Raw genomic sequence first — 15,045 nt, 5'->3', positions numbered from 1 at the left:
CTTCGCCGCCGGTATCAGACGTAGTCCTGGTACTTCTCCAAGAGACGCACCGGCTTCTTCAGGGCGTCACGGCGGAAGGGGTCGCCCAGTTCGCGGGTACACATGATCTCGATGATGCAGGTCTTGCCCTCGTTCATCTGCATGTCCACCGCCTTCTTCAGCGCCGGGCCCACGTCTTCCAGACGGTCCACGGTGATGCCCTCGGCACCCATGGCGCGGCCGATCTCGGCGAAGCTCTCGTTGTCGAGCTCGCCGGCCACGAAGCGGCGATTGTAGAAGTCGACCTGGTTCTTCTTCTCGGCGCCCCACTGGCGGTTGTGGAACACCACCGCGGTGACCGGGATGCCATGACGCACGGCGGTCATGGTCTCCATCAGGCTCATGCCCCAGGCACCGTCACCGGCGTAGGCGATGGCCGGACGATGCGGCGCGGCGGTCTTGGCACCGATGATGGTCGGCAAGGCGTAACCACAGTTGCCGAAGCTCATCGGGGCGAAGAAGCTGCGCGGCTTCTCGAAGCGCAGGTAGCTGTGGGCCACCGAGTTGATGTTGCCGATATCGGTGGAGACCATCACGTCTTCCGGCATGGCCTTCTCGAGCTCACGCAGCACCTGACGCGGGTGCAGGTACTCGCCGCCGGAGAACGGCTTTTCGTCCTTGGCTTCCTCGATGGCGTCGAGGCTGAACGGATCACGCTCGTGGGTCCACTCGTCGAGTTCCTTCTCCCAGGCGTCCTTCTCGGCCTTGATCTTGGCAAGACGCTCGTCCTTGGAGGCGTCGCAGGCCAGGTCACGGCCCTCGAGGCGCTGGCTCAGCTCGACCGCGGCGGCCTTGGCGTCGCCGCAGATACCGACGGAAATCTTCTTCACCAGGCCGAGCATCTTGTGGTCGGCGTCCACCTGGATGATCTTGGCGTCCTTCGGCCAGTAGTCCATGCCGTGCTGCGGCAGGGTACCGAAGGGCCCGAGACGGGTGCCGAGTGCCAGCACCACGTCGGCCTGGGAGATCAGCTTCATGCCGGCCTTGGAGCCCTGGTAGCCCAGCGGACCACACCACTGCGGATGGCTGGCGGGGAAGGAGTCATTGTGCTGGTAGCTGTTGACCACCGGCGCGCCGAGGCGCTCGGCCAGGGCCTTGCACTCTTCCACCGCGTCGGCCATGACCACGCCACCACCGGAAACGATCACCGGGAACTTGGCCTCGGCCAGCAGGGCCGCCGCCTCGTCCAGTGACTGAGCGCCACCGGGGCCGCGGTCGATGCGACGCGGCTCGGGAATCTCGGCCTCGATCTCGCCGTAGAAGTAGTCACGCGGAATGTTCAACTGGGTCGGACCGATCTCCGACATGGCCCGCTCGAAGCAGCGACCGGTGTACTCGGCCATGCGCGCCGGGTGGGTGACGTGGCCCTGATACTTGGTGAACTCCTGGAACATCGGCAGCTGGTTGCACTCCTGGAAGCCGCCCAGGCCGATCCCGGTGGTGCCGGTTTCCGGGGTGATCATGACCACCGGGCTGTGGGCCCAGTAGGCCGCCGCGATACCGGTCACGCAGTTGGAGATGCCGGGGCCGTTCTGGCCGATGACCACACCGTGGCGGCCGGAAACACGGGCATAGCCGTCGGCCATGTGGGCCGCGCCCTGCTCGTGCACCACCGGAATCAGACGAATGCCGGCGGGGGCAAAGATGTCCATGGCGTCCATGAAGGCCGAGCCCATGATGCCGAACATGTCGGTGACGTCATTGGCGACGAGGGTTTCGACGAAGGCCTCGGAGGGCGTCATCTTCTGCTTACCCTTCACGACCTGGCGCTTGTTGGTGTTGTCGTTGTGACTCATGGGGCTCCTCCAGGGAACAAAAGCGGATGCTGGCGGCGTCGGCCATCAGGGCCTCGGGCCTTGTCTTGGCTTGAGCCGCTCCGGATCGGTCGCCTCAAGCTTTTCGATACCATAAGTTCCGATTTGCGAAACTTGACCCAAAGGTAGCGGCCGATTCGTGCCCGGTCAAGACGAATTTCATTATTTGATACGTTACGGTTCGTTTTTTATAAAAAAAGACCGTCGTCGTGCCACCCTGTTTGCTCCGCCAAGCCCCTGCAGCGCCTCCCGCCGCTCGCCCGCCCCTCCATCCGCGCCCCTTGCACCCTTGCCTGCAGGATCGATCACGCGCCTTTTGCCGAACACCCGCATCCCGCTGAAAGGCCCGCCATTGCTGCATTGCAGCGGCATTTCGGAGGGAAAAATACGTTGACAGTCCCGCGGGAGACTTCTAGACATACAACTCATGTACATCTGTTAAATGACTTGATCAAAACCCTCTACACACTCACCAACCTTGATGCGACCGCCATCAAGCCCGTGAAAGAAAGCACGCCAAAGGCAAACGCGCTTATCCCAACTGAATGACAACGACAACAGACGCCCGCCCCTGTGGCGTCACGGGAGGCTCAAGGTGGAACTACTGCATTACCTTCCGCAGGTTCTCAGCGGCTGGAACCTGCTTATCCTGATCGGCGGCACGATCGTCGGATTGATTCTGGGGGCGACGCCGGGGCTCAGTCCGACGATGGCGGTGGCGCTACTGATCCCCTTCACCTTCAAGATGGACGCTACCTCGGGGCTGATCCTGCTCGGCGTTCTGTATACCTCGACGGTCGCCGGCGGCGCGGTCAGCGCCATCCTGATCAACATCCCCGGGGCGCCCGCCAACATTGCAACGATGCTGGATGGCCACCCCATGGCCAAGGCCGGCAAGGCGACCCAGGCGCTGTACTACTGCTTTATCAGCTCCGCCGTCGGGGGCGTGCTGGGGGTCCTGGTGCTGATCTTCCTGACCCCTTACCTGGTCAATGTGGCGCTGAAGTTTGGCCCCCCGGAGCTGTTCTGGACGGCCATCCTCGGCATCACCGTCATCGGCTCTCTGGGCAGCGCCTCGGTACTCAAGGGCTTGCTCGGCGGCGCGATCGGCGTCTGGATCTCGCTGATCGGCTTCAACCCGGTGACCGGCACCGAACGCTTCGTCTTCAGCGAGCATCTGCAGGGCGGCATCACCATCATCCCGGCCCTGATCGGCCTGTTTGCGATACCCCAGGTGCTGCAGATGGTAGAGGGCGCCAAGGGTGCCAACGGCGGCGAACGCTTCGACATGGCACCCACCTCCGTGATCAAGGCGATCATCTTCAACCTGAAGAAGGTCAAGGCGCTGGTGATCGGCAGCCTGTCCGGCATCATCGTCGGCATCATTCCCGGCGCCGGTGGCCAGATTGCCGGGCTGATTGCCTACGACCAGTGCAAGAAATTCAGTCACAACAAGGACAATTTCGGCAAGGGCGAGCCGGAGGGCATCATCGCTGCAGAAAGTGCCAACAACGCCATGGTCGGGGCGTCACTGGTGCCCATGCTGTCGCTTGGCATACCGGGCAGCCCCACCGCCGCGGTGCTGCTCGGCGGCCTGTTGATTCAAGGCCTCTTTCCCGGACCAGACCTGTTCACCCAGCATGCTTCGGTCGCCTGGACCTTCATGGGAGCACTGCTGATCAGCCAGATTCTGCTGGTGGTGTGTGGGCTGTGGATCAGCGGGATCGGCAAGTACGTCATTCGGATTCCTCGCCACATCATGGCGGCGGCGGTGACCACGCTGGCCATCTTCGGCACCTACAGCGTCCAGAACAGCTTCTCCGACGTCATCATCATGATGTCCATGGGCTCTCTGATGTACTTCGGCATGCAGTACGGCTTCACCCCCGGGCCCATCGTACTCGGTATCATTCTCGGCCCTATTGCCGAAACCAACTTCCTGCAGAGTCAGATGCTGGCCCAGGCCGGCGACGGCATGCTGCGTTACATGTTCGGTGGCTGGCTCAATATCCTGCTGGTCTCGCTGTGCCTGCTGTCGGTGGCCTACAGCCTCTACGCCAGTTGGCAGGCCCGCAAGACCCGCCAGCGTGCGACGCCCGATCATCGAGTCCAGGTACATCCGGAGGCCAACCATGATGCTCACTAAACCGCGTCAGGTGGCCCTCGGCGCACTGATCATTGCACTTGGCCTGGTAGCCGCCTCCTGGGCAGGCGGGGCATACGGCTACAGCTTTCCCCGAGTGGTGTCATTGATCGTACTGACTCTGGCAGTCGTGCTGCTCGCGGTGGAAATCCTGGCCCCAGGCCAGGCCGAGGAAGGCGCCATCTCCATCCCCTGGGGCAGCATCATCCCGGCGCTTGCCATCTTTTTCCTGCTACTGCTCGCACTACGAATTCTCGGCTTCTACGTCACCACCCTGGTGGGGTTCGTCGTCATCAGTAGCGTCTATATGCCCGGGCTTTCCTCGAGCCGAAAGATCCTTCTCAACATCGTCATCGGTACCGGCTTTCTGGCGGTGCTCTTCGGCGTATTCACTGCCCTGTTAAAGGTGCAGTTTCCCAAAGGCCTACTTCTGTAGAAGGCATAAAACAATGACCATTCACGCCACCTCAGTAAAGCGTCAAACAGCGTCAACCCTCGCGGTCTGTCTGTTGCTTGCTCCCCTCCCCAGCCTGGCGGACTTCCCGGAAAAGCCCTTGAATCTGACGGTCGCCTATTCGGCTGGTGGTGCAACAGACTTCCAGGCCAGGATCGTCACCTCGAAGGGCGATGAGTACCTCGGGCAGCCGGTCACGGTGATCAACCGCCCGGGTGCAGGCGGACAGATCGGCTGGAATCAGTTTGTCAGTACCGGCGCTACCGATGGCTACGATATTGCGGCCTATAACGTGCCGCACTTCATCGCTCAGTCGATCATGTACGACACCGATTACAGCATCGAGAACCTGCAGCCCATTGCAAACTGGGGCGCAGACCCTGCCGTACTCATCGTCGGCAAGGACAGTGAGTTCGATTCCATCGATGACGTGGTGGAGTACGCCAGAGCCAATCCTGGAAAGTTGACGGTCTCGGGCGCCGGGCTCTACGTCGGACACCATATTGCTGCCCTTCAGCTTCAGCAAAGCGCCGAGGTGACCCTGAAGTACCTTCCTACCTCAGGAGGAGTGGACGCCCTCAGGTTTGTTGTCGGTGGTCAGGTGATGGCGGGATTCAACAACTTGTCCGACGCCTTCCGCAACCAGGACCGCATCAAGATCCTCGGCATTGCCGATCTCGAAAGAAGCGAAGATTTCCTGCCGGATGTACCCACCTTTATCGAAGCGGGATACGACGTCGACGACACCAGCCTCAACCTCAGGGGGATCATGGTTCCCAGAGGGGTCGACGCGGAAACGGTCGACTACCTCTCTTCCAACTTCATCGACATGTTCCAGGACGAGGGAATCGCCGAGCAGATGAAAGAAGGCGGATCGACCCTTCGCGTCATGGAAGCGTCCGACCTCGAGGCGCTGTGGAAACAACAGCAAGCGTACCTGACTGAACTCTTCGCTCAGCTCGAGACACCGTGACCTCTGCGGATTTCAGGCCAACGGCAACAAAAGCAAGGGTAGCGACGCGTGGAACACAGGCCTCATTCCCCTGCACCGCAGGGAGCCGCCATCCATACCCTGAGCCGCCCTTGCTTACCCCATCGACACGTCGAGGTAGCAACATGGATACCAACCACAAGCATTCTTCTGACGACAATAGCGCCTACCGGCTGGTAGCCCCCATTGTCGAACGAGCCCGAGAAGCCCAGCGCCGGTTCGAGCAATACGACCAGCAGCAAGTCGATGAAGTCGTGCTGGCCGCCGCCTGGGCGTTGATGGAGCCCACGCGAAATGAGGAGCTGTCACAACTCGCAGTGGCCACCACCGGGCTTGGCAAGGTTTCCGACAAGATCGCCAAGAACCACCGCAAGACCCTTGGATTGCTGGCCGACCTCGAGGGCAAGCGTACCGTGGGTATCGTCTCCGAAGACCCGAGCACAGGCATCGTCGAGATATCCCGCCCGATCGGCGTGGTCGGCGCCGTGGTGCCTTCCACCAACCCTGCGGCCACGCCCACCAACAAGACGATCAACGCACTCAAGGGTCGCAACGCCATCGTGCTGGCTCCCTCGCCCAAGGGCTACGCCGTGTGCGAACGGCTGGTGAACTACATGCAGGACGAGCTCGCCCGTATCGGAGCCCCCCGGGATCTGGTGCAACTGCTACCGGACCCGGTGACCAAGGCGAGCACCCATGCCTTGATGCAACTGGTCGACCTGATCGTCGTCACCGGCTCCCAGAACAATGTGCGCTCCGCCTATTCCAGTGGCACCCCGGCCATCGGCGTCGGGGCAGGCAACGTCCCGGTCATCATCGATGAAAGCGCCAATATCGCAGATGCCGCGCGCAAGATTCTTGCCTCCAAGACCTTCGACAATGCGACCAGCTGCAGCTCGGAGAACAGCCTGGTCATCCTCGACAGCGTTTACGACAGCATGGTCTCGGCACTGCGCGACCACGCGGCGGTACTGCTGACCGAACAGGAAAAGCGGATTCTCGAAGGTCGTATGTGGACGGATGGCAACCTCAGTCGTGACGTGATCGCCCGGGATGCCGGCAGTATCGCCAGCACCGTGGGGCTCGATCGTCCGGCGTGTCTCGACGCCTCGATCCTGCTGGTGGAAGAAAGCGGTATCGGGGCGGACTACCCCTTTTCGGGCGAAAAGCTGTCACCGGTGCTGACCCTCTACCGGGCCAGAGACTTCGAGGACGCCTTTGCTATCACCAGGGAACTGCTCGAATACCAGGGCAAGGGGCACTCCTGCGGTATCCACAGCACCACCGATGAGCACATCGAGAAGCTGGGACTGGAGATGCCGGTCTGCCGGGTGATCGTCAATCAGGCCCACGCCTTCGGCAATGGTGGCAACTTCGACAACGCCCTTCCGTTTTCCTTGTCGATGGGCTGCGGTAGCTGGGGCAAGAACAGCATTTCCGACAACATGAACTACCGCCACTACCTCAACACGACCCGCATCGTGCGCACCATCGAGGCCTCTCCCCCTCTGCCACAGGATCTGTTTTCCGGTTTTTTCGACAAGCACGGCATCGCCAATCCCTTCTAGAGGCCGGCCAGATGATGACCATTCAAGACACCATCAAGCATCAGTGTGAACGCCAACCCGCCACTGATTTCCTGATCTGTCCCGACACTGGCGAGACGGTCTCAATGTCCCGACTCCAGGAGCGAGTCGAGTGGGTGCATGGCCTTCTTCAGGCGCGCGGCTGCCAGCCCGGCGACTATGTGGCCATGCTGATGGACAACGGACTGTGGACCGCCTCACTGCTGCTGGCGATCATGGCCAGCGGTCGTGTCGCGGTCTCCTTGAACGCCATCGCAGGGGATGCCCAGTTGCGCTACGTGCTGGAGCACTGTGATGCCACGACTGTCATCGTATCGCCCCACTACGAGCAGCGCCTTGATGGCCTGCTCGACGGGAGCGAGAAGGAAATTCTGGTCGCCTGTCCTCGCAACGGGCCGCGGCAGCAAGAGCGTATCGCGTCTTCGCCCTTGCCCGTGGTAGCGCCCGACGACACGGCATTGTTGATGTATACCTCGGGCACAACAGGCAAGCCCAAGGGCGTCGTGCTGACCCACGCCAATCTGATCGCGGGGGGAAGGTGCACCATGGAGGCCCACTCGCTGTGCCAGAAGGATCGCGCCCTCTGCGTTCTGCCGCTTTACCATATCAACGCCCAGGTGGTCACCATCATGGCGCCACTGATCAGTGGCGGCAGTGTGGTGCTGCCGGAGAAGCTGAGTGTCTCGGCATTCTGGGACTGGCTGCTCGACAACCAGTGCACCTGGTTCAGTATCGTGCCGACGATTGTCGCCTACCTGCTGGAGCATGCCGAGAAGCCGGAGTCGAAGGACCTGCGCGAGGATCCGCGCATGCGTCAGGTGCGTTTCGGGCGATCTGCCTCTTCGGCACTGCCGGCGGAGAGCCACCGCCGTTTCGAGACCACCTTCGGTGTCAGCCTGGTGGAAACCATGGGACTGACCGAAACCGCGGCCCAGATCCTGTCCAACCCCTTGCCCCCTTTCGAATCTCGCTACGGATCCCCCGGTATCGCCTACCGCAACGAGGTCAGTGTCTTCGACTCGACAGGACAGGTACTGCCCTGCCACCAGATCGGTGAAATCGTGGTCCGCGGCGACAACGTCATGAAGGAGTACTACAAGAATCCCGAGGCCACAGCAGACACCATCGATAACGAGGGTTGGCTGCACACCGGCGACCTTGGCTATCGCGATGAGGAAGGCTTCTTCTTCATCACGGGCCGCATCAAGGAGCTGATCATCAAGGGTGGCGAGAACATCGCCCCGCGCGAGATCGATGACGCCCTGCTGGCCCATGAGGCGGTGCTGGAGGCAGCCGCCTATCCCATGGAAAACCGGCACTACGGGCAGGTCGTAGAGGCCGTCGTGGTGCTCAAGGAAGGCCATCGGGCGACCCAGCAAGAACTTCTCGACTACTGTCGCGAGGGGGTCGGTGACTACAAGGCGCCTGAACATGTTCACATCGTGAAATGGCTGCCCAGAGGGCCCTCCGGCAAGGTCCAGCGCCTCAAGATTGCGGAGATGATCGACCATCTGCATCAAGCACCGGCCTAGCCTGGCGCCCGATGCCCTGGCCTGCGCTCGCGGTACCCAGGGTCCTGCCTGATCGATGTTTCGGGCGGGCCTGGCGCCGGCGAGCCCGGCCTTGGCGTCGAAGGTGCCTCGGCCACGTCGGTTCACCGCCTGCGCCATCCAACCTTTGTGAGGATGAAGCCATGAGCTTCCAGATATCCCGGCTGCTGTATGCCACTGACCTCAGCGCCCACAGCCCCGACGTCTTCCGCAAGGCCATCGGTATCGCCGAACGCTTCGGCGCCGCGGTCCACCTGCTGCACGTCGTCGAAGATCCGGCACTGTTGAAAGACAGCCTGGCCAGCCGCTATACCGCCGTTTCCCCGCTGGACAACTATCGCGAACGAGCGACCCGGCAGGCCATCGATGAAATCAAGCGCCGCCTTGAAGACTTCGGCCACTCGACACTGGCCTCGGAAGACAGCTACCACGCCTCCCTGAAGGAGATTCACGTCCGCATTGGCAAGCCATCCCGAATCATCCTGCAGGAGGCCGACAGAATCGATGCCGATTGCATCGTCATGGGAACACAGCGCCAGTCCGGGCTGGGTCATATGGTGCTTGGCTCGGTGGCGCGCAAGATCAGTCGTCGCACCCGCCGCCCGCTGTTTCTCTTTCCGGTCTGAGGCCAGGGGTCACACGGCCGGAAAGGTGTCTGCACAGGAGCCCCGTGATAGATTGATGAAATACCACTTAAGAATGAAACGGATGAATCAAGGTGTGAAAGGGGCGAGCGCCGTCACGCTGCTGCAGGGCAGCGGCGAGTCAGACAAGCGCCTGACCCGAGCAGCCTCCCCTTCCGACCTTGCCAGCAGCGGGATCTTGCGAATGACCAGTGAAAACGAATCTGATCGCCTTGGCCTCTTCTCCCCCGAGGTGATGGTGGCACAGCCGGGGAAACCGCTGTACCGACTGCTGCAGGACCATATTCGCGGCCTGATCGAACGGGGGGACCTGGCCCCGGGCGACCTCATTCCACCCGAATGGCAGCTCGCCGACCGGCTGCAGATCAGTCAGGGAACGGTCAAGAAGGCCATCTCCAATCTGGTCTGGGAAAAACTGCTGTTCCGCCATCAGGGCAAGGGCACCTATGTCTCGCGGACCGACTTCGAGGAAACCCTGTTTCGCTTTGTCAGCTACGGGGACGCCGACGGCAAGGACGTGCGTATCCACAAGACCACCACCGATCGCGCCATCCGCCAGGCTCCCGATGAGGTCTATACCCGCCTCGGCCTGAGCCAGACCAGTCCAGTCACCTATATCGAGCGCCTGGGAGTGGTCGATGACGCCCCGACCCTGGTGGAGTACAGCTGGTGGCCAAGCGTACTGGTGCCGGGGCTGGAAGATTCCGAGCTTTATATTCCCGACTACTTCTATGCCTTGATCCTCGACCGATTCGGCATCCCCGTCGTCCGGGCCGACGAAACCCTGACCGCAGAAGCCGCCGATACCCACACCGCCGCCCTGCTGGACATCGCTCCCGGCACCCCGGTGGTGGTGCTCAAGCGGATGACCTACACCAGCCACGACCGTATCGTGGAAGTCCGTACCACCAAGGGAAGGGCCGACCGCTTCAGCTACCGTGCCGAAATCCGCTCGGACTTTTGACTCGGTGCAAGCTCAGACAGGGCAGCCTATGCCGGATACCGCGACAACCGGTTGGCCATGGCCGAGTCCTGGCTCATGGGTGCCTGTCCACTCACGTCCACAGCCCGGTTCCCGACGCCGACGTGCTCCAGTCAGAGACGACAGCGATCTCGGTGAATTCCGTTTTCCGATACACATTGATTAATTTTTAGATACGTATAGGCTTGTAGTATCGAGGAGACCCCGCCATGAGCACAGCAAGCTTTGACACCCGGATCATCGAGGGCGACACCCCGGCCCAGCGCCTGCTGGCGCTGCTCGAGGTGATCGCGGAGAAGGACCAGTACTTCACCCTGCAGAGCCTGGTGGACGAGACCGGCCTGCCCAAGCCAACGCTGCACCGGATGCTGCAGCAGCTCGAGAACTCCGGCATGCTGCAGCGCGAAGCGGACAACCGTCACTACAGCAAGGGCAGCCGCCTGCGCCGGCTGGCCGAGACCCTGCTGCTCAACGACACCGTTCAGGGCGCACGTCACGGCGTGCTGGCTGAGCTGGTCCGCGAGGTCGGGGAAAGCTGCAATATCACTGCCCTGTCCGGCAGCGAGGTGCTCTATCTGGACCGCGTCGAGACCTCGGCGCCGCTGCGCTTCTATCTGCATCCCGGCTCCCGGGTGCCTGCCCATTGCTCCGCCAGCGGCAAGCTCTTTCTGGCCCAGATGAGCGCCTCCCAGCGCCGTCGGCTGCTCGCCGATGCCACCCTGGAGGCCTTCACCCGAAACACGCTTACCGACATCGACGCTCTGGAAGCGGAGATCGAGCAGGTCAAGCGCGACGGCTACGCCTTCGACGACGAGGAATTCCTGCCGGGGCTTCTGTGCATCGCAGTGCTGGCCCCCAACCCCACCGGGGTCTCCAACGTCGGCCTGGCGATCCAGGCACCGGTGATGCGCATGGATAAACAGCGCGCCCTGGATTGCCTGCCCGCGCTGGAGCGCGCCGCCGCCGCCATCGCGCGGATCAACCAGGGTGCCCTGCCCGAGCCCATCGCAGAACCGGAAACCTCTGCCTGACGCCCTCGCCTGGTGGCAACGCCCGCCATGTCCGGAATGCGTGCCCCCGACGTCAACCCGCAAGACGTCAAACAGCCAGGCATCAAACAGCAAGGCGCCACCACCGCGACAACGGTGATGGCGCCAAGGTGCATCGGTTAGTCGCTCACGCAACGAGAGCAACGAAAGCAACGAGCGCTGCCGAGGTGACACAGGCCTCAGTTGTAGAAGAAGCTGACGCAGCGCACGAAGCTGCTGCCTCCCGCGGTCACACAGCGATGTCGTATCCAGCGGTCTCGCTTGGATAGCCCCTCATACCGGGTCCACTGCCAGTAGCCTGAAGGCAGGTGAAAGGTATGTAGATGCTTCCAGTTGCCAAAGACATTCTTGTAGTAGTGCAGGGTGGCCGCCGGCCCATGGCAGGCAGTGGTGACACCAAGAGAGTTGCGACGCTTGCGGTCAGAGGTCCAGCGATCCCGGAAGGAATAGTGGGCCTCCCGGTCGCACCACCACCAGGTGTTGCTCGGGAAGGAGACGGTCTCGCAGTTGTGGTTGCGAAACAGATGATAACCATCGCCCGGGACACAGTATTGCTGGCCTGCTCCGCCTCCTGCCGAGGACCCTGCCCTGGCAGTGTCCGGCGTTATGCCCAACTCGTCCAGATCCACCTCGATGGGTTCTTCCAACCGCTCCACGGTGCGATTCTTGAACGCCTTGCGGTCGATGTCGGGATTCAGCTCGAGCAGCATCTTCGGGATGGGCACCTCCTGCGGGGCGAGCATAAGGTAGTGATCCAGCGCGGACTTGCCAACTTCGCTTGCAAAGGTTCGCGGGGTCGCACGATCGCTCACGCCCAACTCCCGCATACCTACCTGGGCCTCCTTGTCGTCGCCTCTAAGCCCGACGAATTCGACGCGGTTGCCGTTGCTGAGATCGAAACGGGCCAGCGGCATGGGCTCCGCAGGACCGCTGACCAGCGGCGCCCCGTCCGGCCCCAGTCCCACCGCGGCCAGGTCATCTGGCCTGTCCAGCTCTGCCGGTTCGGCCAGTGTTTGCTGATATCGTGCCGACAGTTCCTGTGCCAATTGCGGGTTTCGCGCCAGCAGCACGTCGAGCTGCTCAGGCGTCAGTCCAGCGGCCTGACACGTACATGATGATGGTTCGTTCATGATCGACGTCCTCCACCTGGGAAGATCGTGCTCCGCCGGCCGGACCTCCCGGCGTCACCGACGGCGTTAGACGAAACACGCTGCGACGCCTTATTGGCAGCGGTCTTCTCAGCATGGTCAAAGTTTGCTTTGCCAGCCATCGGTCATGCCGCGCTGCTTCAGCTACTGAGATGACATCTACGCGAAATGGCTGATAAGTCTCATGAAAATCCTTATTGGCGGGTTAGGCCGTTTTTTACTCGAATCAGTACAAAAACACATATCACGACGGACTCGGATGTAACGACAGTCACACAAGGAAAATGACCGCGCCACGCGCGAGCCGCCGTCCTCTGGCCGCCACCGCCCTTTAACCTTATGCTGTAGAGAATAATGAGCGCCGAGCCCTAGCCGCTCGGCGCCGTCGTCGCTGACGCAGTCCGCGTCTTCGGCTTGTTCAACGCCCACTGTAAGGATGCGCCTCATGCCTGGCTTGCTCCCGGACGTCGATCCCGATGGCCTGCTGGAATACTCCGTGGTCTATACCGACCGCGCCCTGAACCATATGTCGCAGAGCTTTCAAGGCGTAATGCGCGACATCTCCACCACCTTGAAGCAGGTGTACAACGCCCACAGCGCGGTCATCGTGCCCGGGAGCGGCACCTTCGGCATGGAGGCGGTAGCCCGCCAGTTCGCCCAGAACCGCAGCGCCCTGGTCATCCGCAATGGCTGGTTCAGCTACCGCTGGCACCAGATCCTCGAGATGGGCAAGATCCCGGCGGAACTGTGCGTGGAGAAGGCCCGACGTCAGCAGGACAGCGATCCGACCTCGGCGTTCGCCCCGCCCCCCATCGAGGAGGTCGAGCAGGCCATCGAGCGACTGCAGCCGGACATCGTCTTCGCCCCCCACGTGGAGACCTCGTCCGGCATGATCCTGCCGGACGACTACATCCGTCGCGTGTCCGATGCGGTGCACGCCCACGGCGGCCTGATGGTGCTGGACTGCATCGCCTCGGGCACCGTCTGGGTGGACATGCAGGATACTGGCGTCGACCTGCTGATCAGCGCCCCCCAGAAGGGCTGGAGCGGCTCACCCTGCTGCGCCATGGTGATGCTCTCGGCCCAGGCGCGAGAGATCATCAAGGAAACCACCAGCACCAGCTTCGCCGCCGATCTCAAGAAGTGGCTCGAGATCATGGAGGCCTACGAGAATGGCGGCCACGCTTACCACGCGACCATGCCCACCGACAGCCTGCGCGAACTACGCGAGATCATGCGCGAGACCGACGCCTACGGCTTCGACAAGGTGAAACAGGAACAGTGGGCCCTGGGTCAGGGAGTGCGCAGCCTGCTGGCCGAGTACGGCTTCAAGAGCGTCGCCGCCGAGGGTTACGAGGCGCCCGGTGTGGTGGTCTGCTACCACAACGACCCGGGGCTGGTCGGCAAGTTCGCCGCAGCCGGCGTCCAGGTCGCCGCCGGGGTCCCGCTGATGTGCGATGAAGGCGACGATTTCCAGACCTTCCGCATTGGCCTGTTCGGCCTGGACAAGCTGCATCAGCCCGAGCGCAGCATCGACCACCTGCGCAAGGCGCTGGACAGTATCAAGGGATAGACGGACTGGCACCCACCAGATCGGGCCGCACAGAAAAGCCCAGATAGAAAAAGGGGCGACGCATCAGCGTCGCCCCTCTTGTCTTACCCGTGTTGTCGGACTGAACGGCCAGGTCTTGCACGCCTCGAGTTTCATTGCTCTCGGGTCATCCCCGTCAACTTGTCACTCTTTAGCCGACCTTTGATCGATCTTTAGTCGACCTCTTGCCACCCTCCAGTCACCCTCTAATCACCCCAGCAGCGACAGAATGATGCGCTCTCCGTAGCCCCACAGCAGGACGGTCATGCCGAGCAGTCCTTCGAGCACCAGTACCCCCACCGCAAGGGTGGTGCTGGAGACGACGAAGCCTTCCTTTTCGCTGATATCGAGAAAGGAGGGAATGCCCAGATACAGCAGGTAGGCGGTGTAACAGAGGCCGATAACGCCGGCCAGCAGGCACAGCCAGATGATCGGGTAGATCGCCACGATGCCGCTCAGGAACATCGGGGTCGCCACATAGCCGGCAAAGATGATGCACTGGCTCTGGCTGGGTGTCTTGGGAAAGCGTTTGGCCGAGTAACGGATGGTCTTGCCGACGATGTAGACCGCCGCCAGGATCACCAGATAGAAGGCGATCCCCGCCCCCAGGGCGTCTAGATAACTGAGCTTGATGGTCGTGCCGCCGCCGAGACTCCAGCCGACCTGGGTGGTACCGATGTACGAGCAGATCACCGGTATGGCGGCCAGCAACAACACGTGATGCGCGTACAGGTGCGTTATCGTCTCCCTTTCCTGCTTGATCTGCTTCCATTCGCGATTCGGGTGGGCCATCAATCCCCAGACGTGTGTCAGCATACTGACTCCCTCCTGCTACCGCTGAAGTAAGTCCCGAGACCGGCACTCGGCGCCCGCGACTCCGTTGTCCTTAACTTGCAGTATAGAAGCGATTTTTCGCTTCGCTACCAACGTTACCGTACATGCTATACAAGTCCTGTACAACACTTGATCTCCAGTCACGCTTCACCCATACGACTGATAAACACAAAAAAAACCCCGCATCGGTGAAGATGCGGGGTTTCGGTTTCAGCGCCAC

At 61.9% G+C, this 15,045-nt stretch carries 12 protein-coding genes; 9 read left to right on the top strand and 3 right to left on the bottom strand.

All coding sequences use genetic code 11. The annotated features are described in order from the left end of the window. Positions 1-14: 14 nt before the first annotated feature. Complete coding sequence (gene xsc, locus C6W88_RS04175) at positions 15-1,835, bottom strand: sulfoacetaldehyde acetyltransferase (RefSeq protein WP_045991934.1); 1,821 nt, start codon at positions 1,833-1,835, stop codon at positions 15-17. Between the two features lie 613 nt (positions 1,836-2,448). Between xsc and C6W88_RS04170 the strand changes: the two genes are divergently transcribed. The 8 genes from C6W88_RS04170 (at position 2,449) to C6W88_RS04140 (ending at position 11,234) form a co-directional block, all read left to right on the top strand. After that, positions 2,449-3,999: a tripartite tricarboxylate transporter permease gene (locus tag C6W88_RS04170; RefSeq protein ID WP_045991933.1), complete on the top strand. Its 1,551-nt coding sequence runs from the start codon at positions 2,449-2,451 to the stop codon at positions 3,997-3,999. Then, positions 3,986-4,432: a tripartite tricarboxylate transporter TctB family protein gene (locus C6W88_RS04165; protein WP_045991932.1), complete on the top strand. Its 447-nt coding sequence runs from the start codon at positions 3,986-3,988 to the stop codon at positions 4,430-4,432. The genes C6W88_RS04170 and C6W88_RS04165 overlap by 14 nt, the downstream gene beginning before the upstream one ends. A gap of 13 nt (positions 4,433-4,445) precedes the next feature. After that, complete coding sequence (locus tag C6W88_RS04160; RefSeq protein WP_108131554.1) at positions 4,446-5,423, top strand: tripartite tricarboxylate transporter substrate binding protein; 978 nt, start codon at positions 4,446-4,448, stop codon at positions 5,421-5,423. A 143-nt stretch (positions 5,424-5,566) separates the two neighbouring features. Further along, entirely contained in the window at positions 5,567-7,009 is a 1,443-nt protein-coding gene (gene sauS, locus C6W88_RS21590; protein WP_181248558.1) for an acylating sulfoacetaldehyde dehydrogenase, read from the top strand. A gap of 11 nt (positions 7,010-7,020) precedes the next feature. Then, positions 7,021-8,559 (top strand): AMP-binding protein, encoded by a 1,539-nt coding sequence (locus C6W88_RS21585; protein WP_181248559.1) that lies wholly within the window; start codon positions 7,021-7,023, stop codon positions 8,557-8,559. A 161-nt stretch (positions 8,560-8,720) separates the two neighbouring features. Beyond that, the gene (locus C6W88_RS04150; RefSeq protein ID WP_181248560.1) at positions 8,721-9,203 is read left to right on the top strand and encodes a universal stress protein; all 483 of its coding nucleotides are present in this window, start codon (positions 8,721-8,723) and stop codon (positions 9,201-9,203) included. A gap of 202 nt (positions 9,204-9,405) precedes the next feature. Further along, positions 9,406-10,185 (top strand): GntR family transcriptional regulator, encoded by a 780-nt coding sequence (locus C6W88_RS04145; protein ID WP_181248561.1) that lies wholly within the window; start codon positions 9,406-9,408, stop codon positions 10,183-10,185. Positions 10,186-10,412: 227 nt separating this feature from the next. Beyond that, on the top strand, positions 10,413-11,234 hold the full coding sequence (locus C6W88_RS04140) for an IclR family transcriptional regulator (RefSeq protein ID WP_108131551.1): 822 nt from the start codon (positions 10,413-10,415) through the stop codon (positions 11,232-11,234). A 197-nt stretch (positions 11,235-11,431) separates the two neighbouring features. Here the strand turns inward: C6W88_RS04140 and C6W88_RS04135 are convergent, their stop codons facing one another. After that, the gene (locus C6W88_RS04135; protein ID WP_108131550.1) at positions 11,432-12,382 is read right to left on the bottom strand and encodes a hypothetical protein; all 951 of its coding nucleotides are present in this window, start codon (positions 12,380-12,382) and stop codon (positions 11,432-11,434) included. A 463-nt stretch (positions 12,383-12,845) separates the two neighbouring features. On the opposite strand from C6W88_RS04135, the gene C6W88_RS04130 reads away from it, so the two are divergent. Next, positions 12,846-13,973: an aminotransferase class V-fold PLP-dependent enzyme gene (locus C6W88_RS04130; protein ID WP_045991926.1), complete on the top strand. Its 1,128-nt coding sequence runs from the start codon at positions 12,846-12,848 to the stop codon at positions 13,971-13,973. A gap of 228 nt (positions 13,974-14,201) precedes the next feature. On the opposite strand, the gene C6W88_RS04125 is transcribed toward C6W88_RS04130, so the two are convergent. Then, positions 14,202-14,807, bottom strand: coding sequence for a Yip1 family protein (locus C6W88_RS04125; protein ID WP_083970270.1), 606 nt, complete (start codon positions 14,805-14,807; stop codon positions 14,202-14,204). Between the last annotated feature and the right edge of the window lie 238 nt (positions 14,808-15,045).

Origin of the sequence: Halomonas litopenaei, from assembly GCF_003045775.1 — a bacterium.
Classification (GTDB): domain Bacteria; phylum Pseudomonadota; class Gammaproteobacteria; order Pseudomonadales; family Halomonadaceae; genus Halomonas; species Halomonas litopenaei.
The sequence above is the reverse complement of the archived record's forward strand: the minus strand, read 5'-3'. Positions and strand labels throughout refer to the sequence as shown.

Coding starts and splice junctions, on each gene's coding strand:
- xsc (WP_045991934.1), bottom strand. CDS start 1,835: ATGAGTCACAACGACAACACCAACAAGCGCCAGGTCGTGAAGGGTAAG.
- C6W88_RS04165 (WP_045991932.1), top strand. CDS start 3,986: ATGATGCTCACTAAACCGCGTCAGGTGGCCCTCGGCGCACTGATCATT.
- C6W88_RS04160 (WP_108131554.1), top strand. CDS start 4,446: ATGACCATTCACGCCACCTCAGTAAAGCGTCAAACAGCGTCAACCCTC.
- sauS (WP_181248558.1), top strand. CDS start 5,567: ATGGATACCAACCACAAGCATTCTTCTGACGACAATAGCGCCTACCGG.
- C6W88_RS21585 (WP_181248559.1), top strand. CDS start 7,021: ATGATGACCATTCAAGACACCATCAAGCATCAGTGTGAACGCCAACCC.
- C6W88_RS04150 (WP_181248560.1), top strand. CDS start 8,721: ATGAGCTTCCAGATATCCCGGCTGCTGTATGCCACTGACCTCAGCGCC.
- C6W88_RS04145 (WP_181248561.1), top strand. CDS start 9,406: ATGACCAGTGAAAACGAATCTGATCGCCTTGGCCTCTTCTCCCCCGAG.
- C6W88_RS04140 (WP_108131551.1), top strand. CDS start 10,413: ATGAGCACAGCAAGCTTTGACACCCGGATCATCGAGGGCGACACCCCG.
- C6W88_RS04135 (WP_108131550.1), bottom strand. CDS start 12,382: ATGAACGAACCATCATCATGTACGTGTCAGGCCGCTGGACTGACGCCT.
- C6W88_RS04130 (WP_045991926.1), top strand. CDS start 12,846: ATGCCTGGCTTGCTCCCGGACGTCGATCCCGATGGCCTGCTGGAATAC.
- C6W88_RS04125 (WP_083970270.1), bottom strand. CDS start 14,807: ATGCTGACACACGTCTGGGGATTGATGGCCCACCCGAATCGCGAATGG.